This is a genomic window from Gilliamella sp. Pas-s95, assembly GCF_009795795.1.
Lineage (GTDB): Bacteria > Pseudomonadota > Gammaproteobacteria > Enterobacterales > Orbaceae > Gilliamella > Gilliamella bombicola.
Genome location: NZ_WTFC01000005.1, coordinates 31,688 through 57,620, shown reverse-complemented (window position 1 = coordinate 57,620; position 25,933 = coordinate 31,688). Strand labels below are relative to the sequence as shown.

General features: G+C 34.4%; 27 protein-coding genes. 19 read left to right on the top strand and 8 right to left on the bottom strand.

What is annotated here, in order from left to right; translation table 11 throughout:
- The first annotated feature begins 99 nt into the window (after positions 1-99).
- From GQ598_RS02320 to asd, 9 genes are all read left to right on the top strand, one after another.
- The gene (locus GQ598_RS02320; protein WP_160402186.1) at positions 100-837 is read left to right on the top strand and encodes a GntR family transcriptional regulator; all 738 of its coding nucleotides are present in this window, start codon (positions 100-102) and stop codon (positions 835-837) included.
- Entirely contained in the window at positions 834-1,517 is a 684-nt protein-coding gene (locus tag GQ598_RS02315) for a GntR family transcriptional regulator (protein WP_160402185.1), read from the top strand. Before GQ598_RS02320 ends, GQ598_RS02315 begins: the two co-directional genes overlap by 4 nt.
- Before the next feature lie 11 nt (positions 1,518-1,528).
- Entirely contained in the window at positions 1,529-1,996 is a 468-nt protein-coding gene (locus tag GQ598_RS02310; protein WP_091348080.1) for a PTS sugar transporter subunit IIB, read from the top strand.
- Positions 1,997-2,013: 17 nt separating this feature from the next.
- Positions 2,014-2,850, top strand: a complete 837-nt coding sequence (locus GQ598_RS02305) for a PTS sugar transporter subunit IIC (protein WP_160402184.1) — start codon at positions 2,014-2,016, stop codon at positions 2,848-2,850.
- Positions 2,831-3,652: a PTS system mannose/fructose/sorbose family transporter subunit IID gene (locus GQ598_RS02300; RefSeq protein WP_160402183.1), complete on the top strand. Its 822-nt coding sequence runs from the start codon at positions 2,831-2,833 to the stop codon at positions 3,650-3,652. The genes GQ598_RS02305 and GQ598_RS02300 overlap by 20 nt, the downstream gene beginning before the upstream one ends.
- 12 nt (positions 3,653-3,664) lie before the next feature.
- Positions 3,665-4,750: an SIS domain-containing protein gene (locus GQ598_RS02295; protein ID WP_160402182.1), complete on the top strand. Its 1,086-nt coding sequence runs from the start codon at positions 3,665-3,667 to the stop codon at positions 4,748-4,750.
- The gene (locus GQ598_RS02290; protein WP_160402181.1) at positions 4,747-5,745 is read left to right on the top strand and encodes an SIS domain-containing protein; all 999 of its coding nucleotides are present in this window, start codon (positions 4,747-4,749) and stop codon (positions 5,743-5,745) included. The genes GQ598_RS02295 and GQ598_RS02290 overlap by 4 nt, the downstream gene beginning before the upstream one ends.
- Before the next feature lie 14 nt (positions 5,746-5,759).
- On the top strand, positions 5,760-6,197 hold the full coding sequence (locus GQ598_RS02285; RefSeq protein WP_160402180.1) for a PTS sugar transporter subunit IIA: 438 nt from the start codon (positions 5,760-5,762) through the stop codon (positions 6,195-6,197).
- A gap of 594 nt (positions 6,198-6,791) precedes the next feature.
- Positions 6,792-7,895 (top strand): aspartate-semialdehyde dehydrogenase, encoded by a 1,104-nt coding sequence (gene asd, locus GQ598_RS02280; protein ID WP_160402179.1) that lies wholly within the window; start codon positions 6,792-6,794, stop codon positions 7,893-7,895.
- Positions 7,896-7,957: 62 nt separating this feature from the next.
- On the opposite strand, the gene GQ598_RS02275 is transcribed toward asd, so the two are convergent.
- From GQ598_RS02275 to nagB, 3 genes are read right to left on the bottom strand one after another with little or no spacing between them, the layout of a single operon-like run.
- On the bottom strand, positions 7,958-9,187 hold the full coding sequence (locus GQ598_RS02275) for an ROK family protein (protein WP_160402178.1): 1,230 nt from the start codon (positions 9,185-9,187) through the stop codon (positions 7,958-7,960).
- A 36-nt stretch (positions 9,188-9,223) separates the two neighbouring features.
- Complete coding sequence (gene nagA, locus GQ598_RS02270) at positions 9,224-10,366, bottom strand: N-acetylglucosamine-6-phosphate deacetylase (RefSeq protein ID WP_160402177.1); 1,143 nt, start codon at positions 10,364-10,366, stop codon at positions 9,224-9,226.
- Positions 10,367-10,377: 11 nt separating this feature from the next.
- Positions 10,378-11,184, bottom strand: a complete 807-nt coding sequence (gene nagB, locus GQ598_RS02265; RefSeq protein ID WP_160402176.1) for a glucosamine-6-phosphate deaminase — start codon at positions 11,182-11,184, stop codon at positions 10,378-10,380.
- A gap of 234 nt (positions 11,185-11,418) precedes the next feature.
- On the opposite strand from nagB, the gene nagE reads away from it, so the two are divergent.
- Positions 11,419-12,948 (top strand): N-acetylglucosamine-specific PTS transporter subunit IIBC, encoded by a 1,530-nt coding sequence (gene nagE, locus GQ598_RS02260; RefSeq protein WP_160402175.1) that lies wholly within the window; start codon positions 11,419-11,421, stop codon positions 12,946-12,948.
- A gap of 261 nt (positions 12,949-13,209) precedes the next feature.
- Here nagE and tusC read toward each other — a convergent pair whose 3' ends face one another.
- Genes tusC through fkpA form a run of 3 tightly spaced genes read right to left on the bottom strand, consistent with a single transcriptional unit; the run spans position 13,210 to position 14,755 of the window.
- Positions 13,210-13,563, bottom strand: a complete 354-nt coding sequence (gene tusC / locus GQ598_RS02255; protein ID WP_160402174.1) for a sulfurtransferase complex subunit TusC — start codon at positions 13,561-13,563, stop codon at positions 13,210-13,212.
- A 12-nt stretch (positions 13,564-13,575) separates the two neighbouring features.
- The gene (gene tusD / locus GQ598_RS02250) at positions 13,576-13,944 is read right to left on the bottom strand and encodes a sulfurtransferase complex subunit TusD (RefSeq protein WP_202112641.1); all 369 of its coding nucleotides are present in this window, start codon (positions 13,942-13,944) and stop codon (positions 13,576-13,578) included.
- Positions 13,945-13,960: 16 nt separating this feature from the next.
- Entirely contained in the window at positions 13,961-14,755 is a 795-nt protein-coding gene (fkpA, locus tag GQ598_RS02245) for an FKBP-type peptidyl-prolyl cis-trans isomerase (protein WP_160402172.1), read from the bottom strand.
- Positions 14,756-14,986: 231 nt separating this feature from the next.
- Between fkpA and fabZ the strand changes: the two genes are divergently transcribed.
- From fabZ to rnhB, 4 genes are read left to right on the top strand one after another with little or no spacing between them, the layout of a single operon-like run.
- Entirely contained in the window at positions 14,987-15,433 is a 447-nt protein-coding gene (fabZ, locus tag GQ598_RS02240; protein ID WP_085247596.1) for a 3-hydroxyacyl-ACP dehydratase FabZ, read from the top strand.
- 43 nt (positions 15,434-15,476) lie between these two features.
- Positions 15,477-16,256, top strand: a complete 780-nt coding sequence (gene lpxA / locus GQ598_RS02235) for an acyl-ACP--UDP-N-acetylglucosamine O-acyltransferase (RefSeq protein ID WP_160402171.1) — start codon at positions 15,477-15,479, stop codon at positions 16,254-16,256.
- Positions 16,256-17,410 (top strand): lipid-A-disaccharide synthase, encoded by a 1,155-nt coding sequence (gene lpxB / locus GQ598_RS02230; RefSeq protein WP_160402170.1) that lies wholly within the window; start codon positions 16,256-16,258, stop codon positions 17,408-17,410. The genes lpxA and lpxB overlap by 1 nt, the downstream gene beginning before the upstream one ends.
- Positions 17,404-17,994, top strand: coding sequence for a ribonuclease HII (rnhB, locus tag GQ598_RS02225; RefSeq protein ID WP_160402169.1), 591 nt, complete (start codon positions 17,404-17,406; stop codon positions 17,992-17,994). Before lpxB ends, rnhB begins: the two co-directional genes overlap by 7 nt.
- A 359-nt stretch (positions 17,995-18,353) precedes the next feature.
- Here rnhB and GQ598_RS02220 read toward each other — a convergent pair whose 3' ends face one another.
- On the bottom strand, positions 18,354-19,643 hold the full coding sequence (locus tag GQ598_RS02220) for an NAD(P)/FAD-dependent oxidoreductase (protein WP_160402168.1): 1,290 nt from the start codon (positions 19,641-19,643) through the stop codon (positions 18,354-18,356).
- A 347-nt stretch (positions 19,644-19,990) separates the two neighbouring features.
- Here GQ598_RS02220 and GQ598_RS02215 point away from each other — a divergent pair, with 347 nt between their 5' ends.
- The 4 genes from GQ598_RS02215 to rraA all read left to right on the top strand — a co-directional run bounded on the left by GQ598_RS02215 (position 19,991) and on the right by rraA (position 24,037).
- Positions 19,991-20,962: an HlyD family secretion protein gene (locus GQ598_RS02215; RefSeq protein WP_160402167.1), complete on the top strand. Its 972-nt coding sequence runs from the start codon at positions 19,991-19,993 to the stop codon at positions 20,960-20,962.
- Positions 20,944-22,083, top strand: a complete 1,140-nt coding sequence (locus tag GQ598_RS02210; protein ID WP_160402166.1) for an ABC transporter permease — start codon at positions 20,944-20,946, stop codon at positions 22,081-22,083. Before GQ598_RS02215 ends, GQ598_RS02210 begins: the two co-directional genes overlap by 19 nt.
- 14 nt (positions 22,084-22,097) lie before the next feature.
- Positions 22,098-23,231 carry an ABC transporter permease gene (locus GQ598_RS02205; protein WP_160402165.1) on the top strand — a complete coding sequence of 378 codons (1,134 nt, stop codon included), beginning with the start codon at positions 22,098-22,100 and terminating at the stop codon, positions 23,229-23,231.
- A gap of 314 nt (positions 23,232-23,545) precedes the next feature.
- Positions 23,546-24,037 carry a ribonuclease E activity regulator RraA gene (gene rraA, locus GQ598_RS02200; protein ID WP_160402208.1) on the top strand — a complete coding sequence of 164 codons (492 nt, stop codon included), beginning with the start codon at positions 23,546-23,548 and terminating at the stop codon, positions 24,035-24,037.
- 87 nt (positions 24,038-24,124) lie between these two features.
- Here the strand turns inward: rraA and dprA are convergent, their stop codons facing one another.
- Positions 24,125-25,228 (bottom strand): DNA-processing protein DprA, encoded by a 1,104-nt coding sequence (gene dprA, locus GQ598_RS02195; RefSeq protein ID WP_237410299.1) that lies wholly within the window; start codon positions 25,226-25,228, stop codon positions 24,125-24,127.
- 159 nt (positions 25,229-25,387) lie between these two features.
- Between dprA and def the strand changes: the two genes are divergently transcribed.
- The gene (gene def, locus GQ598_RS02190; protein WP_085247587.1) at positions 25,388-25,900 is read left to right on the top strand and encodes a peptide deformylase; all 513 of its coding nucleotides are present in this window, start codon (positions 25,388-25,390) and stop codon (positions 25,898-25,900) included.
- Positions 25,901-25,933 lie beyond the last annotated feature (33 nt).

Sequence of the window (25,933 nt, the reverse complement as noted above, 5' to 3'; positions counted from 1 at the left end):
ATATTGGCACTAAAAATTAGTAACATGTATTTTTTTATTTCTTTTTCACAGATTGTTGTGTAGATTTAAATACACATTTTGGATAAATGAATCCAAAAAATGGGGGAAGTGCCTTTGGAATATCGTGATGTTGCCTCTAAAACTTATGTTGAAGAACAAATTAAAGCAAATCCGTCTGTTATTAAGAAAATACCAACAGAAAGAGGGCTTGCTGAACACTTTAATGTTAGTCGAACAACAGTAAAAAAAGCATTACATAGCTTAATGCTAGAAGGCTATTTATTCAATAATGGGAAAAATTTAGAATGTAGTAAAGCTTTTGAAATAAATATGTTAAAAATGTCTTCATTAAGTGAAGAAGTTAAACAAGCTGATAATGCTCAAATCAAAATAAAAGTCATTTCTAATAAAATCATTACAATGCCCGCTGAACTAAGAATATTTTTTGGTTCAAATGAACAATTAACTAGAATTATAAGACAGCGTGTATTAGGTGAAATTCCACTATCATATGAAATTACCTACTTATCATCCCAAAAGTTCAAAAAACTAGATCAAATGGATTTAAATAATGTTTCTCTTTATCAGTTTTTGAAAGATCACTACCACCTTGTTCCAAGCCATGGGCGTGAAGAGATTACTTATGAAGTAGTAACCAAGGATAAAGCAACGTATTTACAATTGATTGAAGGTACACCGATTTATAAGGTGTCAAGTTACAGTTTTGATATTAATTTTCAGCCTTTTGAACATACCGTTCAATATTTAGTAGGAAATAAATTTAGATATCATTTGTCTGCTAAAAATATTTTTGATTACGGGGAAAAATATAAATGAGTTTATTTGTAAAAATAGCAGCTCATTTAATGGAGCAAATTAAAGCAGGGCAATATGGCGTAGGTTCAGAATTACCCCCAGAAGGGAAATTACAAAAAGATTATGATGTAAGTAGAACAACTATTCGGAAAGCAATTGATATATTAGTTGATAAAAATTTAGTTGTTAGGAAAAAAGGTGTTGGTTTATTCGTTGCACCAACTCTTTCCACTAAAACGATTCTAAAAATGACAGGCATTATTAAACCTCATATTTATGGAAACCATAAGAAAGTTATTAAAGAATCTTACCTAAGGCAAGCAGGAAACTATTATAGTCAATTATTAAAAATAAAGCCTACTGAACTCATGTATTACATTAGCTTTTTAGAGGTCTCTGAAAAAAATGTAGTGAAAGAAATTTTTTTATTGCCTCTTAGCTATTTCCCAGACTTTCAAGTTTCCATAATAAAAGTTTTATCGCCGCTCGAAATTACTAATTCAGGAAAGAAAAAAGTAGATAAATTAGAACAAGATTTGCAGTTAACTGCAGCCAATGCTGAATTAGCCAAACAGTTACAGTGCAAAATAAATGATCCATTATTTAAAATTTCTAACCATTATTTTGATATTAATAGCGAACCGATTGCCATTGAATATAAGTTTGCCTGCAATACTAAATATGTGGTCGATTTCACCTAGGAGGTACACCAATGATTAAATTATTACGTGTTGATCATCGCTTATTGCATGGTCAGGTTGTTGTTTCATGGTTCAAAAATGTTGGAGCAAATACTATTTTAGTTGCTAACGATATTGTTGCAAGTGATGAATTACGTAAGTCTGCTATTCGTTTAGCTAAGCCTGAAGATGCGAAATTAGTGATGAAATCAATAGATGACAGCATTGACGCTATTAATTCAGGTATAACCGACAAATATCAAATGCTAATTGTTGTTGAATCTGTTGCTGACGCTGAAAAACTAATACGAAACACTCAAGATAAAATAGTAAGCCTCAATTTAGGTGGAACTAAACCTCGAGAAGGAACCAAAAATTATTCTAAAACTATTAATCTAACCGATCTAGAAGCAGATTTATTGACAGGATTACAACAAGATGGAGTTGATGTCTACATTCAACAAGTTCCAAATGAATTAAAGCAAAAATTTGAAAAATAGTTTAGAGGGTACATAAAATGAGTATCGAATTAACAGCCATTTTTTTAGCTTTGATTGCGATGTTAGCAAACGGTGAATATTTTTTAGGTTCATCAATGTTATCAAGACCGTTAGTGACTTGTACCTTGGCTGGTTTAGTCATGGGGGACATCACACAAGGCATTATTATTGGGGCAACATTAGAATTAGCTTTTGTTGGATCGTTTTCTATTGGGGCATCTATTCCCCCTGAAATTATCTCTGGGAGTATTTTAGGTACCGCCTTTGCAATAGGTGCAGGTAAAAGTACGGAAATAGCTTTAACGCTAGGTATTCCGATTGCTTCATTTGTTTTATTAGTTAAAAACTTATGCTTTCTTTTTATCCTTCCTTATTTTGTTCATAAAGCCGATCAATACGCATGTGAAGGTAATGGTAAAGGTATGGATCGAATGAATCTATTAGGTGGATTTTTTTCTGTTAATCTTCCAATTGGTTTAGTTGTAGGATTATCTTATCTATTTGGCAGTTCTGCTATCAATGACTTATTAGAAATGATTCCTAAATTTATTATAGATGGTTTAGGTATAGCAACAGGATTATTACCTGCGTTTGGTTTTGCTATGTTAATGAAAATAATGATAAAAAAAACCAATGTAACATTCTTTGTTCTTGGTTTTACTTTGGCTGTTTATATGAAAGTGCCTGTTACTGGAGTGGCCATCTTCGGTGCGTGTATTGCTCTAATTTTGACAGGTTATTCCGCATTTAATGGAAAAAAAGACGTAATAGAGGATGGTAATCAAAGGTTAAATAATAATACTGGCGACACTTTAGGTATACAGGAGATCAATTATGAAAATGAAGAATTCTAAATTAATAACCAATAAAGAATTAACAAGGACGTTCTGGCGATCTTTTACTGCTGAGTGGTCATGGAATTATGAACGACAAATGAACTTAGGTTATTCCTATGCTATGCGTCCTGCTTTAGATAAAATTTACAGCAATAACAAAGAAGAATTAACTGATGCTTATCAACGGCATTTAGAATTCTACAATATTACACCATGGTTAATCACTTTTCCTCTAGGAATTTCTATTGCTATGGAAGAACAAAATGCGACAGATAGTAATTTTGATAAAAGCTCTGTTAATGACGTCAAAATAGCGTTAATGGGACCATTAAGTGGTTTAGGTGATTCATTTTTCTGGGGAACACTACGTGTTATAGCGACCGGAATAGGTACTTCTTTAGCACTTGAAGGTAATATTTTAGGTCCTCTTTTATTTTTATTAATTTTTAATATTCCTGCAATGTTAGTACGTTATTTTGGTTTATTAATCGGATATAACATTGGGGCATCGTTTATTGAAAAGGTTCAAAAGACTGGACTAATGGATAAATTATCCTATGGCGCATCAGTTTTGGGACTTTGTGTGGTTGGGGCTATGGTTGCCACCATGGTGACATTAAATATGCCATTAAAATTAGGTTCGGGCACAAACGCTTCATCTTTACAAGATATTTTTGATGGTGTTATGCCACAAATCTTACCTTTACTTTTTACACTATTTATCTTTGTGTTAGTCAAAAAAGGGATTAAAGCCCACTGGATTCTCTTATTAATTGCTGCTATTGGTATTTTTGGTGCTTGGAGTGGATTATTAGGCTAGTAAGGAGAAAAAATGAAAAGTATCGCAGATTATGTCGCATTAGAACCTGAATATTATCAAAATATTTTAAATAACCATCAAACATTATTTGGCAATACCATTGATTTAAGTAAAGTTAAACAACTTAACGCAATTGTTATATTTGCAACAGGTTCAAGTGCTAATGCCGCTTATGGTGCAAGACCTTTAATGAGCAAATTATTAAAGGTACCTGTCTATATTGAAGATCCATCAATGGCAGCCAATTACTTACACTATGGTGATCTTAATACCTTATATCTTGCTATTTCACAAGGGGGAGAAAGCTACTCAACTATTCACTTGGTTGAACAATTTGTTCATAATAATCAAACTATTTACACACTTACCAGTAATTCACAAAGCCCATTATATCAGGTAAGCAACCATGTGTTATCTATGGGAATGCCTGTTGAAGAAATGCCTTATGTAAGTGCTGGTTATAGTGTAACGATTCTCGATTTAATATTAATCACGTTAACTATTGGTCAAAAAATAGGGGAAATAAATCAAGAGCAATTTGAATTATATTTTAATCAGATACAAAAAATAACTCAGTCACTACCACAAATCATTAAACAATCACAGGCTTGGGTAAATCAAAATCAAGATCTTTTTTATCATTCCAAAAGAGTGATCTTGATTGGTTATGGTGCAACTTATGGTGTAGCCAGAGAAGGAGAGACCAAATTCACAGAAACAGTACGAAATACTGCTTTTGGTAAAGAACTAGAAGAGTATATGCATGGTCCATACCTAGGTCTACATACGGATGATTGTATTATTTTTATTGAACCTCATGGGCGACTAACACAACGGGCGGAATCTTTAAAAGAATTTTTAAAGCAATATGTCTCCAATATTTCAACCATTTATGCAAACACTACCAGTCGCTTCAAAGCGGGGGATTTATGCCTAAATATTGAATGTGATGAATTGTTAACTTCGTTATTTATGACAATACCTATTCACTTGTTAAGTTATCAAGTATCACAATTAAAAGGACACAATCTTGAAAAATCAACATACCCGGAATTTGACCAAATAACTAAATCTAAAATTAAGAGGATTATAAAATGAGAAAATTTGATGAACAAAAAGAACTAGACAGCATGAATGGCGCATTAGCTTTGCGTCCAAAAATCAATCAATTTATCGATCAAATCCACAAACGTGGTTATAGCAATGTCTGTTGGTTGGGTATTGGTGGTACTTATGCATCTTCAATGCAAGCAGTTGTACACATGAAAGAAAAATCAGCTATTGAAACTTTTATTCAACATGCAGCGGAATACTTAGTAACAGGTAATAGAAGAATTACTAAAGATACATTGATTATTATTTCATCTGTTACAGGCTCAACCCAAGAGGTAGTTCAAGCTATCGATAAGATTCAAAAAGAAGTTGGCGCTACGGTTTTAGCTTTTTTGGATAAAGCTGACTCCCCATTAGGTAAAATGGCTGATCATGTTATCTCTTACCCAATGAATGAGCAATTAAAATTCTTTATGGCTGCTGATCGTTTAATGTTTTTAGCTGATGAATTTTCTGATTATGATGAATTTTATCAACAAATGGATCAACATTTTGCAAAAAATATCGTCGCTATAGCCAAAAAAGCTGATAAATTTGGACAAGAAGTTGCTGAAAAACATCATAATGATGCGATGCATTATTTTGTGGGAGCAGGAAATCAATGGGGGGCGACTTATTCACATGCAATGTGTTATTGGGAAGAACAACATTGGTTACGCTCAAAATCCATTGAATCAGCCGAATTTTTCCATGGTACTTTAGAAGTTATCGATCGTGATACCGCAGTTACTGTTTATGTTGGTGAAGATACTCAGCGCCCATTAAGTGAAAGGGTTGCAAGGTTTTTACCTCAAATTTGTGGGAATTACACCATTATTGATACTAAAGACTACGAATTGCCGGGTATATCAGAAAAATATCGCGGCAATCTTTCTCCATTTGTTTTTCGAGCTATTAATAATCGTATTGATGCATATGTTGAGCATTTAAATCGTCATCCAATGACAATTCGTCGTTATTATCGTTGTTTGGATTATTAAGGGGTGCAATATCAATGATTGCAGTATTAGTAAGCACTCATGGATCTACAGCTAATAGCATGATTGAAACAGCTGAAATGATTTGCGGTAAACAAACTCAATGTGAAGCAGTGCCTTTTCTAATGGGGCAATCTTTAGATGATTTTCAACAGCAGATTGAGCAGAAGTTAGAAAAGTTAACCCGTGAAAGCTCTAATGTTTTATGTTTTGTTGATTTAAAAGGAGGGACACCGTTTAATACGTTGGTTAATTTGGTTTCTAAATATCCTCGATTAGAAGTCATAGCGGGTGTTAATATTCCAATGTTATTGACAACTTTTACATTAAGAAATGATGACGGAAATAAATTGAATGATTTGCTATCAGAAGTAATTGATGTATCGGTAAAAAGTATTGAGCGATATAACATTGTTTCAATAATGGATAATAAAAGTCAGGATGAGGATTTCTGATTTCATCCTATATTTTGTGTATTTTCTATTTATAGGTGACAGTTAATTCTGTCACCAAATTCTATAATATGCCCTAATAATGTTTACATCTTTGTCATATATCCATATGCGCTAAGTTAACAATCATTTTAATTTTATGATTAAGTTATTTATTTGAGTTCTTTTCAAGTTTTTTTATTCTTTCTTGTTTCTTTATTTCTCTTTTGTGTTTTTTATTATGTTCTTTATTCATAAAAAATAGACAACTTTTTTACTCTGTTTGTACCAACACGCACGAAGAAGTATTTCAGCTAAGAAAGTGTTAGAGACATATAAGCTATTATAAATAAGTCGGCTAATAACCCGATCATTTAAAAAATAAAATTAATCAACATTTTAAAATAATAAATGAAATTATTCAGAAAAAGTATTTGGTATAGATGATGATTTGTTTTTTGTTTGTTATTGTCGTTGTTTTGTCTTTCAATATATAACACCACGTTATTATTTACTCTTATGTAAAAATAATTCTTATCTTACTTGTTTTATGGTGATATTTTGTTTTAATAGATAAAAATATTGCTTTATATAACCTCTACTTATTGGAAATAAATTATGAAAAATGTTGGTTTTGTCGGTTGGCGTGGAATGGTGGGCTCTGTGCTTATGCAACGTATGGTTGAAGAGCATGATTTTGATTATATCAATCCTATTTTCTTTTCTACTTCTCAAGCTGGTCAAGCAGCCCCAACTTTTGGTGGAAAAACAGGTATATTACAAAGCGCAAATAATATTGATGCTTTAAAGGCATTAGATGTTATTGTCTCTTGCCAAGGTGGTGATTATACCTCTGAGATTTATGCAAAATTACGCGCAACAGGTTGGCAGGGTTATTGGATTGATGCAGCTTCAACGTTACGCATGGAAGATGATGCAATTATTGTTCTTGATCCTGTAAACAAAGCTAACATTTATGCAGCTTTAGATAGAGGTATTAAAACTTTTGTTGGCGGTAACTGTACGGTTAGTTTGATGTTAATGTCATTAGGTGGGTTATTTGCTGAAAATCTTATAGATTGGGTTTCTGTTTCGACTTATCAAGCGGCATCTGGTGGTGGTGCTCGCCATATGCGTGAGTTATTAACTCAAATGGGTATGTTAAATGCCGAAGTAGCAAAAGAGCTACAAGATCCGCATTCCTCTATTTTGGATATTGAGCGTAAAGTGACACAAAAAATGCGTGATGGTAGTTTACCTACAGATAATTTTGGTGTGCCACTTGCAGGAAGTTTAATTCCTTGGATCGATAAAGCACTAGATAATGGACAAAGTAAAGAAGAGTGGAAAGGACAAGCCGAAACCAATAAAATTTTGGGAACAAGTCAGATTATTCCTGTTGATGGACTTTGTGTCCGTATTGGAGCTTTGCGTTGTCATAGTCAATCGTTTACGATTAAATTGAAAAAAGATATTAGTGTGCCAGAAATTGAAAAGCTTCTTGCTGCGCACAATGATTGGGTAAAAGTCGTTCCTAATGATCGAGAAATTTCAATGCGAGAATTAACTCCTGCAGCGGTTACAGGTACGTTAACTACACCTGTTGGGCGTTTACGTAAATTGAATATGGGTAAAGATTATCTTTCCGCTTTTACAGTGGGTGACCAATTATTATGGGGTGCGGCTGAACCATTACGAAGAATGTTACGCATTTTAGCCTAAATTTAGAAATAAAATAGCAAAGCCCGATTAATTGGTCGGGCTTTATTTTTTATCACAATAGATTACTGTTGTGTATCGTCTAATAATGTCATTAATAACGATCCATTAAATAAAGCTTGCTGCACTAGTGCAAATGCCCCAATTGCCGATCTATCATTAAGTGATGAGCAAGTAATAGTCAGGTTTTTGCGTAAATCTTCTAAGCTTTGAGCGTTTAATGCACTATTGACTGCGTTTAATAGTATTTCGGGCGACTTGGTGAGTTCACCGGCTAATACGATTCGTTGGGGATTAAATATGTTTACCATAATTGCAACTGCTCTGCCAAGGTTTTCACCAGCATCTTTAACTAGTTTTATAGCTAGCTCATCACCTTGATTGGCGTATTGACAGATATGATTGATGTCACAGTGCTTGGCTGTCAATTTGGATACATAACCTTGTTCAATCATCTGTTTAGCTCGGTATTCAATGGCTTTGTTCACTACACGGTTTTCTAAACAACCAAAATTACCGCAATGGCAGCGTTCACCTAATGCATCGACTTGAATATGCCCAACTTCGCAAGCGCTTTGATTATGGTTTGTAAGTAGTTGCTGATTAACGATAACGCCAGAGCCTACACCACGGTGTACACGAATTAAAATTGAATCATCAATATATTGTGTTGATCCAAAATAACTTTCAGCTAATGCTAAACTTTGAATATCATTACCTAAGAAAATAGATACATTAAATTTTTCTTGTAGGACTTTGGCTAAAGCCCACTCTTTCACTTGAATGTGTGGCGTATAACGGATAACGCCATTGACAGAATCAATTAAGCCAGGAAGTACAACGGATATTGCAACTAAATGTTTTATTTTTTTTCTATTTTCCTCAATGAATTCTTTAATCAATGTAATTAAATATTCTTGTACTTTTCGTTGGGTAAAATTGGTAATTGGATATGTGTTTGACGCAAGACATTTAGCCCCTAAGTCAAAAAGCTCAATGGTGACATGAGAACGGCTTAATTGCACAGCAATGGCTTGGTAGTGTCCAAATTTAGCTTCAATTGAAACCGCAGGTCGTCCCCCTGTTGATTGCTGGGCATCGACTTCTTTAATTAATTTCTTTTTAAGAAGTTGGCGGGTTATTTTAGTAATACTTGCTGGTGCTAATTGACTAATTTCGGCCAATTGAATACGAGAAACAGGCGCTTGCTGAACAATCAAACGATAAATCATTGCATAATTTAGCTGTTTGATTAATTCAGCATTACCAACTAAGTTCAGATAATTAAATGTCATATATTACTCAATATTTTTCATTAATTATCTGATATTCTAGCGATTCATTTCTCCATTAACAACCGTTTTAACTACCGTAAAGTCACGATTAAAGATAACAAGGTTTGCAATTTTACCATCACTAATACTACCAAGATGTTTATCCACACCAATTGCTTTGGCAGGATAAAGTGTCGCCATTCTTAACGCTTCATCTAATGCAATGCCTACATATTCCACAGCATTTTTTACTGCATCAATCATGGTTAATGCTGAACCACCAAGAGTGCCTTTTTCGTCCACACAGCGACCATTTTTATAATAAATGGTTTTACCTGCAAATATGCCAGATTCTAAATTAGAGCCAGCAAGTAGCATGGCGTCGGTAATTAAGATTAAATGATCTTGTTTAATTTTGTGACTATTGCGAATATTTGCCCAACTGACATGTTGACCATCAGCAATAATGCCAACATATACTTCAGGTTCATCATAAATTGCACCAACTACGCCCGGTTCTCGTCCAGAAATATAAGGCATGGCATTGAATAGGTGAGTTCCTAAACGAATACCATCGTTAAATCCGCGACGACAATCATCATAATGACCATTGGAATGCCCAACAGAAACATGAATACCTGCGTTAACCAGTTGTTTGATAAAATGACTTTCAACTTTTTCTGGTGCTAAGGTAATAATTTTAATGACATCAGCATTTTCACATAGAAAATCAATCATTTCTTGCGAAGGCTGACGAATAATATTTTCATCATGGATCCCTTTCTTTTCTGTACTAATATAAGGACCTTCAAGATGTAAACCAAGTGCTTGATTGGCATGCGTGGCTAAATATTCACGCATCACTTTAACCGCCTTTATCATAAATTCATCAGTTGATGTAATTAAAGTCGGTAAATAACTTGTACATCCATAAGTTAGGTTTGTTGCTTGCATTGCTTCTAATGTTTCAATACTTAGGGCATCAAGCGTTTCATTAAATTGCACCCCACCACAGCCATTGACTTGAATATCAATAAAACCAGGTGCAACCATTGCACCTTGTAAATTTTCAATTTTAATATCCACAGGTAATTCATCTTGTTTGCAGATCTGTGCAATTTTATCTCCGTTGATAATAACAGCGTGATTTTCAAGAATTTCATAACCTGTATAAATACGACAATTTGTTAATGCGTACATTGATTTATCCTTTATAAAACGGTAACTTTAAGATTATCAGCTTCCATTTGTTTAAAATATTTTAGTGTTTTCACTTTAAGATCATCAGTACTTGGTTCATCACAAACAATGATTGAAGCCGGATGCATTTGTAGTGCAGTTACTGTCCAAAGATGATTAACGGAACCTTCAACACCAGCTTGTAACGCCAAGCTTTTGTTATGGCCACAAACTAACAAAATGACTTCCTGTGCATCCATTAAAGTGGCAACACCAATAGTTAGCGCATGTTTTGGTACTTGATTAACATCATTATCAAAAAAGCGAGAATTCGCAATGCGTGTATCTTCAGTTAATGTTTTGATACGAGTACGAGAGCAAAGTGAAGATCCTGGTTCATTAAATGCGATATGTCCATCTTGACCAACCCCACCTACAAAAATATTGATTTTGCCATAAGCTTTGATCTTCGCTTCATATTGACGACATTCTTCATCAATATCTGGCGCATTACCATTTAATATATGGATGTTGTTTTTATCAATATCAATATGGTTAAAGAAATTTTCGTACATAAATGTGTGATAACTTTGTGGATGATCTTCTGGAAGTCCAACATATTCATCCATATTAAAAGTCACAACATGTTTAAAGCTAACATGACCTGCTTTATAATGTTTAATTAATTGTTGATACATGACTAACGGTGAGCTTCCTGTTGGTAAGCCTAGTAAAAATGGTCGGTCTGCGGTTGGTTTGAATTGGTTAATTTTATTCACAATACGCTGTGCAACCCAAGCACCGACTTCTTGTGCATTTTCTAAAGGAATAAGTCTCATGTAATAACACCTCTTCTGATATAATTAAAATGGTTTCTTTTTTTCTAAGGTAAAATATGTTGACTATATTTTACTATATTAAAGGAATTAATCCAAAAAAATAGTGATAAAAGTCACAAAAAATAAACAATTAATTTGCTAAGTAAAATAATATAATATGAAATATGAATAAAGTGATTACTGGTACCTAAAAGTGTTTTTTAGGTATAGTTCAATAATATATGAGGTTAACTTATGGGAATTTTAGCTTATTTACAACGTATCGGGCGCTCACTGATGGTACCTGTAGCGGTATTACCAGCTGCTGCAATACTACTAGGGATTGGTCAGTGGGTTAGCCATATAGAGTGGGTTAGTCATGTAAACTTGTTTGGACTGATGGAATGGGATGCTAGTATTGTTGCTAAATTTTTAGTGACATCTGGTAGTGCTATTCTAAGTAATATGCCAATACTTTTTGCTATTGGTGTGGCTTATGGTATGTCTAAAGATAAAGATGGAGCAGCTGCGCTTTCTGGTTTAGTAGGTTTTTTAATTATCACTACCTTATTATCACCGGAATCTATTGCGTTTTTTCACGGAATAGATATAAAAGCAGTTAAAGATTGGCAAAAACTAGTACCACCAGCATTTAATAGTATCAACAATCAATTTATTGGCATTTTAGTTGGGATTATTTCAGCAGAGTTATACAATCGATTTAGTTCCATCGAGTTGCATAAGGCATTAGCCTTTTTCAGCGGTAAGCGCTTTGTTCCTATTATTGTCTCAGTTGTGATGTTACTTGTGTCTGTACTCTTCTATTTTATTTGGCCTGTTGTTTATAGCGGATTAGAATATTTTGGCCAATTGATCCAAGGATTAGGCTCTGTTGGCGCAGGTATTTATGGATTCTTCAATCGTTTACTTATTCCGGTCGGTTTACACCATGCTTTAAACTCAGTATTCTGGTTTGACGTGGCTGGTATTAACGATATTCCTTATTTCTTAGGCGGACAAGGCTCTATTGATGCAGGTAAAGCTGTTGTAGGTATTACTGGTCGTTACCAAGCTGGATTCTTCCCTGTTATGATGTTTGGCCTGCCTGGTGCAGCATTAGCCATGTACCATACAGCTAAAAAAGGCAATAAAGAGAAAACTGCATCAATTATGTTTGCTGCCTCTATTGCTGCATTCTTTACTGGTATTACTGAGCCACTAGAATTTGCCTTTATGTTTGTAGCACCAGTGCTTTATTTTATCCATGCGGTTTTAACAGGTATCTCATTGTTTATTGCTGCGACTATGCAATGGATATGTGGATTTGGTTTTAGCGCTGGCCTGATAGATATGTTACTTCAGTCAGGAAATCCACTAGCAGTACATTGGTCTATGCTAATTCTTCAGGGCTTAGTATTCTTTGTGGTCTACTATGTGGTATTCCGTTTTGTTATTGTTAAATTTAACCTTAAAACCCCTGGTCGTGAAGATGAAGATATCACGGTTTCATCAACTGAAAACACTCAGCAAAAACAAGCAATTGGTGATACATCTAAACTTGCTGAACAATATTTAGTAGTTGTAGGAGGTAAAGAGAATCTAACCAATATTGATTCTTGTATTACACGCTTACGTTTAGGTGTAAATGATTCAGAGTTGGTTGATGAACAAGCCGCTAAAGCACTAGGTGCGATGGCAGTCATTAAATTAGGTAAAACTGGTGTGCAAATTATTGTCGGTACTCAGGCCGAAAAAATTGCCGATCAAATGAAGAAATTAGTCTAGTTTAATAAGATAAAAGCTAAATTAAATGAACAATAATCCACTCTATATTAAACATAATAAAAATAGAGTGGATTCTTTATTGGCTTTAACCTTACAGAAACTCTATTAGTCTATCTATCAACGTAGAATACATCTTTTATGAAAAATTGGTTATTTTGCTAAAAACAACAAAATAAATAAAATCAAAATGTTTTCTGTATGTTTTTTGTTTGGATATCAAGCTTATTATTGTGGTGTGAGATTTTTTATTTCAATATAAAATTAAAATCGTAATATTACATCCTGAATGGTTAATAATTGAGTTAATAACTGATTATTAATGAGTTTACTAGGGATATTACGAGGTAGCTGCACTAGATTTCTTGATTTAAGTGAAGATTCACATACGTACACATTATCAATGTCATAAAGCTCAAGCATATTGAAAGTTGCAATATAATCGCGCATTAAAATTTCATCTGGTTGCTGATTAGGTAACAAATGAAATACACCATCATCGACAAAAAAAACAGAAATTTGATTAAAAGCTGAGGTAGCCAATGCGATATCTAGTGCTTCTCGGCCTTTGGCATTTCCGTGAGGTGGCGAGCTAATGATTATTGCTACTTTTTTCATTTGCCCTTAACCTTAAAATTGAATAGTGCGATCTGTTGTTGCAATTGATTCACTCAATTCACCAAGGCCAGTTAATTGAAAATGATCAGCTAGGTTATTTTCGATAATGCCACGACGCTGTGCTGCTGCTACACAAATCGTCAAAGCGAAAGCGTGTTTTTGAGATAATTCTTGCCATGCAGAAATTAAATCAAATTCATCGCTGGCAGGATCGGTATAGCGGTTACCATTATAAACACCATCGGCATAAAAAAAGATATTCTTAATCGTATGAGGAGTATTAGATAGTAAAACTTTTGCAAATTGATATGCACAATAAGCAGATTGGGTCCCATAAACAGGACCCATAACAATAAGTGTATAGCTTAATGAGTCAAACAAGTGAGTCTGTTGATTATTATTCAGCTTGCTCTGACTCTGGCTCTGATGTTGGTTCTTCAGCTGGTTCTTTATTTGTATCATTTTTATTATCAATACCAAGTAATTCAACTTCAAATACTAATGTTGATGCAGGTTGGATTCCTGCTTTACCTTCTTGACCAGGAATGTCTTGATCGCCATAAGCTAGATCTGGTGGTACAACAAGTTTAATTTTACCACCAACACCAACTAGTTGAATGCCTTCAATCCAACCTTTTATCACACCATTAAGAGGAAATTTAGCAGGCTCATTACGATCATAAGAACTGTCAAATTTACGTCCATCAGTTAAAGTACCTTTATAATGAACGATAACGGTATCATCGGCAGTCGGATGATGGTCTGAGCCATTTTCCAAAATTTGATAAAGCAATCCAGATTTAGTTTTTTTAACACCATCTTGTTTAGCAAATTCTTCACGGAATTTGTCACCGGCAGCTGTATTTTCGGTTTTTTGTTTTTCAAAACGCGCTTGGCTTTCTTCTTGAACTCGTTTACTAAACGCTACTAAGATAGTTTTAACTTCATCTTTACTTAGTTGTGATTCACCACTGAATGTTTCATTAAAACCACTGATTAAATATTCTTGATCTGGTTTAACTTCATTTTGTTCTAAATTTGCTTTCACGTATGTTGCAAATGATGAACCTAATGCATATGCCTCTTTCTGTGCATCTGTTGAAATTGTTATTTTATCTGTTTTTTTATCACAGCCAGCTAATGCCAATACAATTGCGCTACTTACTAAGGTTATTTTAATCAATGATTTCATTCTACTTCTCCAAGTTAGAAATTCTTTTAGATTGTTAATTCGACTATTATATATTATTTAACAAAAGATAACATAGTGTTTACCAATCATTTATTTAATAATTTATATTACTGTGCTGATAATAAAATAGGATAAGTAATATTGTGTACTTTAAATCATCCTTGAGTGAATGAGGCTTCATCAGTTATAATGTATAAAATTTATAGCAAATAATGTATAAGGATAGCTATTTTGACTACCGAACTTAATGCCCTTGATATTGAAGAAATTATCAGTTTATTACCCCATCGTTATCCATTTTTGATGGTTGATCGCGTACTTAGTTATGAAAAAGGTAAAACATTAAAAGCGATAAAAAACGTTACTGTAAATGAACCATTCTTTCAGGGACACTTCCCTAATAAGCCGATTTTCCCTGGTGTATTAATTTTAGAAGCTATGGCACAAGCTACAGGAATTTTGGCATTTAAAAGCATTGAAGAGTTATCTCCAGGGCAACTTTATTACTTCGCTTCAATTGACAAAGCACGTTTTAAACGTCCTGTTGTACCGGGTGATCAACTTGTGTTGGATGTTGAATACATTAAAGAGCGTCGTGGCATTGCGCTATTCCATGGTATTGCAACCGTTGATGGCAAGTTAGTTTGCGAAGCTGAAATGATGTGTGCTCGTAAATAACATTTGGTATTTTACATATTCCAAATTGTTTTAAGGAAATACTATGGCAACAGAAATACACCCAAGTTCAGTCATTGAAAAAGGTGCTAAAATCGGCGATAACGTCAAAATTGGTCCTTTTTGTTTTATTGGTGAAAATGTTGAAATTGGTGACGGAACATTTTTGAAATCACACGTTGTCGTCAATGGCCACACTAAAATTGGTAAAGATAACCAAATTTATCAATTTGTCTCAATTGGTGAAGTAAACCAAGATTTAAAATATCGTGGAGAGCCAACGCGTACCGAAATCGGCGATCGCAATATGATTCGCGAAAGCGTTACTATTCACCGTGGTACGGTTCAAGGTGGCGAGTTAACTCGTGTTGGTAGTGATAATTTATTGATGATTAATGCCCACGTTGCGCACGATTGTTATATTGGTAATCACTGTATTTTAGCAAATAACGCCACCTTAGGTGGACATGTTCAATTAGACGATTATGTCATTGTTGGTGGCATGACAGCTGTTCATCAATTTTGTGTGATTGGATCGCATGTTATGATCGGCGGTTGTTCTGGCGTTGCGCAAGACGTTCCTCCTTATGTTATTGCCCAAGGTAATCATGCAACTCCTCATGGCGTAAATTATGAAGGCTTAAAGCGCAGAGGTTTTAGCAAAGATGCCTTACAGGCGATTCGCAATAGCTACAAGGTCCTTTATCGAAATGGCTTAACGTTGGATGAAGCTAAATCTGAAATTGCAACCATTGCCGAACAATATCCTGAAGCCCAACTCTTTGTTGACTTTTTTGCACGTTCAACGCGTGGCATTATCCGTTAATGACCAATAAACCATTAACCATTGCCTTAGTCGCGGGAGAAACTTCTGGCGATATTCTTGGCTCGGGATTGATTCGTGCGCTAAAAAATCATCATCCCAACATTGAATTTGTTGGTATAGCAGGTCCTAAAATGCAAGCCGAAGGTTGTAGGGCTTGGTATGAAATGGATGAATTATCGGTTATGGGCATTGTTGAAGTATTGGGACGATTACGCCGTATTTTATCTATTCGCCGAGATATCACTAAACGTCTAATTGAACTTAAACCCGATATATTTATTGGTATTGATGCACCTGATTTTAATCTTTTCCTAGAGGGTAAGCTAAAGCAAGCAGGAATCAAAACCATTCATTATGTTAGCCCCTCTGTTTGGGCTTGGAAGCAAAAACGGGTTTTCAAAATTAAACGTAATACCAATCTTATTTTAGCTTTTTTACCGTTTGAAAAAACATTTTATGATAAATTTGATGTGCCTTGCCGCTTTATTGGTCATAAAATGGCGGATGACATTCCCCTTATTCCCGATCAAATAGCGATGCGTCAGCTATTAGGTGTTCCGACTGATTGCCCCTGTTTAGCATTATTACCGGGTAGTCGTCATGCTGAAGTGACATTACTATCAGCTCCTTTTTTAGCAGCCGCGCAACTATTACGTCAACTTTATCCTAATTTACATATTGTTGTGCCATTAGTGAATGAAAAAAGACGAAAAGAGTTTGAACAGATTAAAGCAGAAGTTGCCCCACAACTTGACATACAATTATTAGATGGTCATGCCCGTGAAGCAATGATTGCCAGTGATGCTGCAATTTTAGCCTCCGGTACTGTGGCACTAGAATGTATGTTAGCCAAATGTCCTATGGTTGTAGGTTATAAGATGAAACCTTTGACTTTTTGGCTTGCTAAAAAATTAATTAAAACACCTTATGTCTCTTTACCTAACATTTTAACTGGTAAAGCCCTGGTTCCAGAGTTATTACAGCAAGATTGCACACCTGAAAATATCGCCAATCACATTATTCCCTTGTTAGAAGGTGATAATTCTGAGCTAAAACAGACATTTTTATCTTTGCATAAACAAATCCGTTGTAATGCCGATGAACAAGCGGCTAAAGCAGTACTTGATGTATTAGAGGATGTACATTGTTGTTAGACTTTACTTATCCAGATATAACACTTATTGCAGGCGTCGATGAAGTAGGACGTGGTCCACTGTGTGGTGATGTGGTCACTGCTGCGGTTATTTTAGATCCTAACAAGCCAATTAAAGGCTTAACTGACTCTAAAAAACTGACCGAAAAAAAGCGAGAACAGCTGTTTGATATAATCAAACAGGATGCTTTAGCGTGGAATATTGCCCGCGCTTCAGTGGATGAAATAGATAAATTAAACATATTACATGCCACTATGCTAGCAATGCAGCGTGCTGTATCAGGTTTATCTATTAAACCCAATTTTGTATTAGTCGATGGTAATCGTTGCCCTGATTTTGGTATTCAATCTCAAGCGGTCATTAAAGGCGATTTATTGGTGGCAGAGATTAGCGCTGCTTCAATTTTGGCTAAAGTTACACGTGATCGTGAAATGGTTGAGCTGGATAAGTTGTATCCACAATATGGTCTTGCTAAGCATAAAGGTTATCCGACTAAAGCGCATTTAGCGGCAATCGAACAACACGGTATTAATCATCTATATCGTAAAAGCTTTGCACCAGTTAAGAATTTAGCGTTATTTTAATACTAGCTTTAATCCTACCATTGCTTATCAACCGTTATCAGCTATGGTGAATTATACATAGAAAGAGATAAAACAACTATTTCTTAATAAAGGCATCTTATTATCGTAACGTTTTCTATTTTTAATAAAAATAATACCCATATGGCTGTATGGCGAGTTTATTGTTTGTTTAGTAGCTAGGTTTTATTCTGATTGTGAAGATGGAAAAATGTTTATAGCTAGCAATACTAATTAAAGTGAATTAAAAACAGCATAGACACTAAAACAAAACGTATATACATCAATAATGCTATACCTATTTTGAATAAATAGCTACTTATCAAAGGTATTTTGTAAGTAGCTATCAAAAGGAGAAGAACCTAATCTTGATGAGTAAAGATAGATGCAAATTTACTTTTGTACATTTCTTTGCTAGCTTTAGCAAATCGGATTGTTTTGAAAATACCCAATAAGCTTGCTTGATGCATACGATACAATAGGCGATGAATAGTTAGAGCAAAAAATCCTTTAACATTCATTTCTCGTTTGCCTGCAATTTTAACCACACCTTGTGCTGTATCATGCAGGGAAATAATCGTTCCATTATCGGTATAATTAAACGATTTCATTGACTTATTATTTAACATGTTAACAATATTTTCATAACAGATTTTTGCCATCTGATGTGCAGCTTGTGCTGTAGCGGGAGCGGCTCGTCCGCTGTCTTGCATCGCGTAAGCACAATCACCAATAACAAAAATATTATCATCGCGTGTTGTTTGTAGCGTCGGTTTAACTACAAGTTGATTAGAACGACTTGATTCTAAACCAGCAATATCTTTTAGATAGTCAGGTGCTTTTACACCCGCAGTCCAGATCATAATATCAGCGTTAATGGTATCGCCTTCTTTTGGATAAAAGCCATCACTTTCCGCTTTAGTTATCATGGTTTTGGTTAACACATGAATACCACGTTTTTGTAATGTTTCGGTAATACCTAATGCTGTTTTTTCAGGTAATGCAGGTAAAATACGATCAGTTGCTTCAATAACCGATACATCTAGCAAATCTGAACACATTTTATTACGTCCACAAACACCGAATGTTTCAACCATATGGGGTAATTCTGAGGCCAATTCAACACCTGTCGCACCGCCGCCAACAATAGCTATACGAATTTTATCTTCAGTTGTTGCTTCATGTTCATCAATAATTGAACAAAAACTAGAGAATTTTGCAATGAGTGTTTCACGTAAACGAATAGCGGCATTTTGATCATCTAAAAAGATACAATGTTCTTTAACACCAGGTGTACCAAAATCGTTTGAAGTGCTGCCTATTGCTATAACTAAAATATCATATGGAATAGAAACAGACTCGTGATTTAAGTTTTCAATAATAACTTGTTTTTCTTCACGATTAAGATTAGTAAACGTACCTTGATTAAATTGGAAATTGTGTTGTTGCCCTTGTTTTGCGTAGTCAATTCTATCAGCTTGTTCGTTCAAAATACCAGTAGCAACTTCATGTAATAAAGGTTTCCATAGGTGATAACTATTTTTATCAATTAGTGTAATTTCGGCTTGGTTGCTTTTTCCTAGTTTATCACCAAGGTCTGTAGCTAGTTCTAAACCCCCAGCTCCACCACCAATAATTATTATTTTTTTCATAAATTTCAAACCTTATCGTAATCAATTAAAAATATCATACTAAATAAGTAGGTTTTTATCTATTTCTTTTAACGAATATCATTTATAAACAAAACCTATTAAAGTGGTGTTTTACTATTATTAAAATTTATTTAAAACTCAAATGGAGTATAGTCGTATCTATTATTGATTGTGTTGATATATTCTTTTTTTAAATAAAAATTTCTCTTTATTCGTTAAAATAAAGCACTTTTAGTATAGTTTGTAATACAGTAATCGTTACATTTTATAAATGTGAGATCTATAATGCATACCATCATCCTAATTGTTTGGGCCATATTTAATCATTATCACTCTATGCAAAATTTATGAATAAAAAAATTTTTATTATTATTGTGTTAATTGTTATTTTAATTTCAATGACAATTCTAATTCGATCACATAATAACCAGCTTATATTACAAGGCGAGGTTGATGCACCTAATGTTAGCATTTCGTCAAAAGCGAAAGGACGTGTGCAGGTTATACACGTCAATCGAGGTGATGATGTAAGACCAAGCGATATATTGATAACGCTTGACAGTCCAGAGCTATTAGCACAAGTCAAAGCTGCGCAAGCGGCTTGCGATCAAGCACGAGCTCAAGTTGCGCTTTCTGAACATGGGACACGTGAAGAAAGCATTCGTTACTATGAAGCGTTACTTCAACAAGCTAAAGTTTCTTATGATAATGCATCTAAAGAATATGATCGTAACAAAGCTATTTCGGCCAAAGGTTATGTTTCTCAATCGATCTTAGATAATGCATTAAAAACGCGTGATGCAGCTTTTCAACAAGTTCAGTCAGCGCAAGCTAATTTAGATCAAGCTAAAAATGGTGATCGTATTGAACAACGCGAAATTTATGATGCTAAATTAAAAGAAGCGGAAGAGCAACTTAAACAATTACAAATTCAATACGATGATTTACAAGTAAAAGCCCCTGTTGAAGGAGAGGTTGGTTCAATACCAGCTGAAGTTGGCGAGTTATTTAATGCCAATAGTCCATTATTGACCGTAATTCAACTACCAAAAGCGTACTTTATATTTAATCTTCGTGAAAATATTATGCCTAATATTCATAAAGGTGATCATGTTAAGCTTGAAGTCCCTGCTCTTGGTAATAAAGAAGTTGAGGCTGAAATTCGTTATATTGCACCCATGGGGGATTATGCAACAAAACGTGCAACACGAGCTACCGGTGATTTCGATTTAAAAACCTTTGAAGTTAGACTTTATCCAACAACTCCTATTGTTGGTTTACGTGCAGGTATGAGCACACTATGGAAATTAGACAACTAATTTGGGATTTTTGGCACCGCTTCAAAGAAGCGTTTAATGCTGAAATACCTGTGATATTTAAGCGGTTTACTTTCCATTGGTTAATGTGGATCTTACCGTTAATTATTTTTATATTAATCAGTAGTATCTTTTATCGTGGTGTACTTTTTGATCTACCTGTTGGCTATATCGATAATGATAAAAGTGTTTTGTCGCGTGAAATCGTGCGTGATCTTAATGCTGGAGCACATGCCAATCTGGTCAATTATGATAGCCAGCTTTCTGAGGCTGAACGTGATTTGCAAAAAGCAAAAATTTATGCCATTTTTTATATTCCACCGAATTTTGAAGCAGATGTATTAGCCGGTCGCCAGCCAACACCAATGTTATATTATAACGCGTTATATTATAGTGCTGGGTTATATTCTATTATGGATTATTCTGGCCTAATTGCGGCATTAAATACCCAATACCGTAGCACCATGGCAACTAGTATTGGGATACCGGTACCTAAACTTGCAAAAGTAAATTTCAATTATGATGGGTTATTTAATGCCAGTGGTAACTCAATGTACTTTCAGCAATTCTCAGCTGTCGTGCATCTACTACAACTATTTGTTGTCACAACAACGATTCATCTATTAGCACAATTACCAAAGCGAACTCGTCCTAATTATCCTTTTGTTTTAGGAAAATTAGCTCCTTACACAATTTGGTTTACCATGTTGCTTATTTTTGAAATTGCGATGCTTGTTCTGTTTTCTCATGCTCGTGTATCAGGTTCGCCTTTTGCCATGGTAACGGTGGTATTTTTCTATGTGATTGCCGCACAAAGTATTGGTATTTTGCTATACACTTTTACTAAAACACCTATTGATGCTTATACTTATATAGGTATTTTAGTCGGACTTGCGTTAACTTATTCTGGTGTTGTTGTGCCCGAACTATCTATGCCTTGGATCGCAAGGTTTATTTCATCATTAGAACCATTAACTTATGCTCTCAATAAGCTGTTTGATCTATTTTTACGTCACTCTAGTTATCTTTCAGTATTAAAAACCTGTGGTATTTTAATGGTCTACCCAATAATTATTACTGTATTAGTGAGAAAACGTCTAGTAAGACGACTACATTCACAGTAAGAGGAAACACCAAGATGCTTAAAATATTTTGGTCTTCATTTATAAAAATATTTTTGCTTTTATTAGTTAGACCAATGTGGCTGTTGCTATTATTGTCTGTCTCATTAATGAGCTTAGTTTATAGTAATGGCACCATTACCAGTTTGCCGGTTGCGATAGTCGATCAAGATCATACGCCAACTAGCCGAAGTTTAATTCGTTCTTTAAATACTAGTTCAAAAATAGAGACCATTATATATGAGAGCTCTTTGCAAGCTTATGATGATATTAATAATCACCGACTCTTTGCGGTATTTACGATTCCAAGAGATTTTGAAAAACGGTTATTAAATGGTGAAGAAGTAACAATACCAGCATATGGCGATGCTTCAAGTCGTTTAGCCAATGGTTTAATACAAGTCGATATAAAAGGGATCTATCAACAGATATTGACTCAATATAATACTCGAATAATGCGTAATAGTGGGTTTTCAGATAAACAGATCAATATTATTCTATCACCAATAAACGGTCAAACTGAACCACTTTATAATCCTGGCGTTAGTTTTGCTGCTATTACTTTTCCTGGATTATTGGTCATGTTATTGCAACACTCATTTTTAATTGCTTCAACACGTACTAATATTACATTAAACTCGTTATCACAGGGTAAACCACCTAAAATTGTGATGTTGGGTAGCTTGTGTGGTCTTATACCGATATGGTTATTTTTATCCATTGTATTATTTGGTTTATGGCCTTGGGTACTTGGTTATCGACAGCTTGCAAATATACCTGAAATTCTAATTATGACATTCCCATTGTTACTTGGTGTTTTAGGGTTAAGTAAATTACTGACAGAATGTTTACGTAAAACTGAAATGATTTATCTAACACTTGCATTTTTGACAACACCAGTGTTTTACCTATCAGGCACAATTTGGCCACTTGATGCTATGCCTCTTTGGGTACAAATTGTTTCTAAAATGTTGCCATCAACTTGGGCAACGAATATGATTGCAGGCGTAAACCAAATGGGATTAGGTTTAATAGATAATTTATTTAATGTTTTTATGATTTTATTACTGGGAATCATCTATGGTTCACTTGGCTTCTTTATTGCAGCATTGCGGGAAGGTCGAATAAGACGATTCTTAAAGGGTTATTGAGCATAAAATCAGAAAAGTAACATAATAAGTAAAACATAATGAACACTTAAAATGCAAAGATAATATAGTGGCTTATTTATACTAATATTATCACTATTTATTAAACATATTGATGCGGTTTTACAATTTAATAAACATAAAGATGGAATACTGTTGTTATTACAGATGCTCAAACTTGCTTTATTGACTAATTTACTTTATTGTTTGGGTATTATTTTGAGCTAGCTCACGTTTATTTAAATTTAATATCGTTTTACTCAATGTTAGCGTTATACTAAATTTAATTAAAAATGACAGCAAAAGGAGAGTAGGTGATGGAGTTTGATACTTCAATTCTTTGCGATTATTACCCTGAAGATATTAATGTCGTTGAACCGATATTTAGTAATTTTGGTGGTGTGACATCATTTTCAGGTCAAGCAGTAACGGTTAAATGTTTTGAAGATAACGGCTTACTATACGAAATTTTACAATCAAGTGGCTCAGGTAAAATTTTAGTAATTGATGGTGGTGGTTCTGTTCGCCGTGCATTAATTGATGCTGAACTGATTGATATCGCTATTCAAAATCAATGGGCAGGTATTATTGTTTATGGCGCGGTTCGCCAAGTTGATTATTTGGCAGAAGCTGACATTGGTATTCAAGCAATTGCAGCCATTCCTGTTGGAGCCGAAGATCAGGGGGTTGGTGAAATCGATATTCGTGTAAATTTTGGTGGAGTGACCTTTTTTTCTGGCGATTTTATCTATGCTGACAACACGGGTATTATCTTATCTGAAATTGCACTTGAAATTGAAGATAAATAAAAATAGCCATACCGCCGATGAATTATCGGCGGATTTTATTCATAACTAAATGCTTTTCTAAAATTTTTTAATAAAATAATTCTATTTTTAAAGTGTTCTATTACGAATATAACCACCAGTCACCGTTTTAATTAATCCTTTTAATTCCATATCTAATAATTTAGTCGTCACTTCTGAAATCGACATATTAATTTGCTGAGCAATTATATCTACCGGAATAGGTTGATGATGAATCACAGCAAAAATTTCAGGATACAAAATAGAATTATTTTGTTCTTTTTTAAACTGATTATGCGAGTTATTGGCTACTGATAAATAACTACAATAATGTTCTAAAATATCAGTTGGTTTAGAAACCAAATAGGCGCCTTGTTTAATTAGATAGTGTGTTCCACTACAGTTTTCATTATTAATATCACCAGGTAAGGCAAACACATCGCGATTTTGCTCAAGTGCATAGCGCGCAGTAATTAACGAGCCACTTTTTTCTGAAGCTTCAACCACAAAGGTACCTAAACTTAATCCACTAATAATTCGATTTCGACGAGGAAAATAGACCGATCTAGCCTTTTCAAAGGGAAAAAACTCGGACACAATGGCACCATCTTGAGCTAAAATATCATTGGCTAAGTTTAAATTTGATCTTGGTGCAATTTTTGCTAAACCACTACCTAAAACTGCAATAGTATGGCCAGATACCTCAAGCGCACCACGATGGCAAATCGCATCTAACCCTAGCGCCAGACCACTGGTTATTGTTAAGCCATTAATAGCCAATTCACTTGCAAAATATCGTCCCCATTGGGCCCCATATTCACTAAATTCACGGCTTCCAACCATAGCTAGTTGAGGAGAATGTAATAACTGTCGATTACCTAAAACAAATAGTAACAAAGGTGGGGAGCAAATTTGTTTGAGTAATAATGGATAATCACTATCGCAATAGGCAATAAGGTATTTTTGTGGGCCGGGTGAATCTAACCATTCAAGTATTGGTTCAAAATGAAGATATGAAGTTTCATAAAAACGTGCTAATTGAACATCCCATAAACCTAGCTTATCTAACAAAAAAGGCACATTTTGTATGTTATCAGGTAAATCATTTGCAGTAAGTTGTCCAATTCTTTTAAAAATAGCTTGTTTGCCATGTCCAAGCATTGAAATTCGTAATAAGAACTCATATTTACTCATCATAACTTTTTTGTTCTCATGTTAAATAATTTAACTATCTTGAATTGATAAGATAAATACTAGTAATAGCCAACAAAGACTATTCATCAGTATGATAAATGTTTACAATGTGCAAAAGTTTGAATAAACCCGAAATTTGAGGAGTAGATCGAATAATTTATGGCTATTTTACCGGTATTACGTTTCCCTGATGAGCGACTTCGCAAAGTTGCTAAGCCAGTTACCCAGTTCACACCAGAGTTACAAACGATCATTGATAATATGATTGAAACCATGTACGCCGAAAATGGCATTGGCCTTGCGTCAACTCAAGTGGATGTGCATGAGCAAATTATTGTGATTGATGTATCAGAAGATAAAAGTCAAGTTTATGTGATTATCAATCCAGAAGTTATTAGCCAAGAAGGTGAGACCGGTATAGAAGAAGGTTGCCTATCAGTACCTGATTGTCGAGGTTTTGTACCAAGGGCTGAAAAAATCAAAATTAAAGCACTTGATCGTAATGGTAATCCTTATGAAATTGACGCCGATGAACTACTTGCTATCTGTATTCAACACGAAATGGATCACTTAAAAGGTAAACTATTTGTTGATTATCTTTCACCATTAAAACGTCAACGAATCGAGCAAAAAATGAAAAAGCTTGCTCGTGAAGAACAACGGAATAAGTAAAATTAACCGCCAAAGCGATGGCGGTTAACCCAT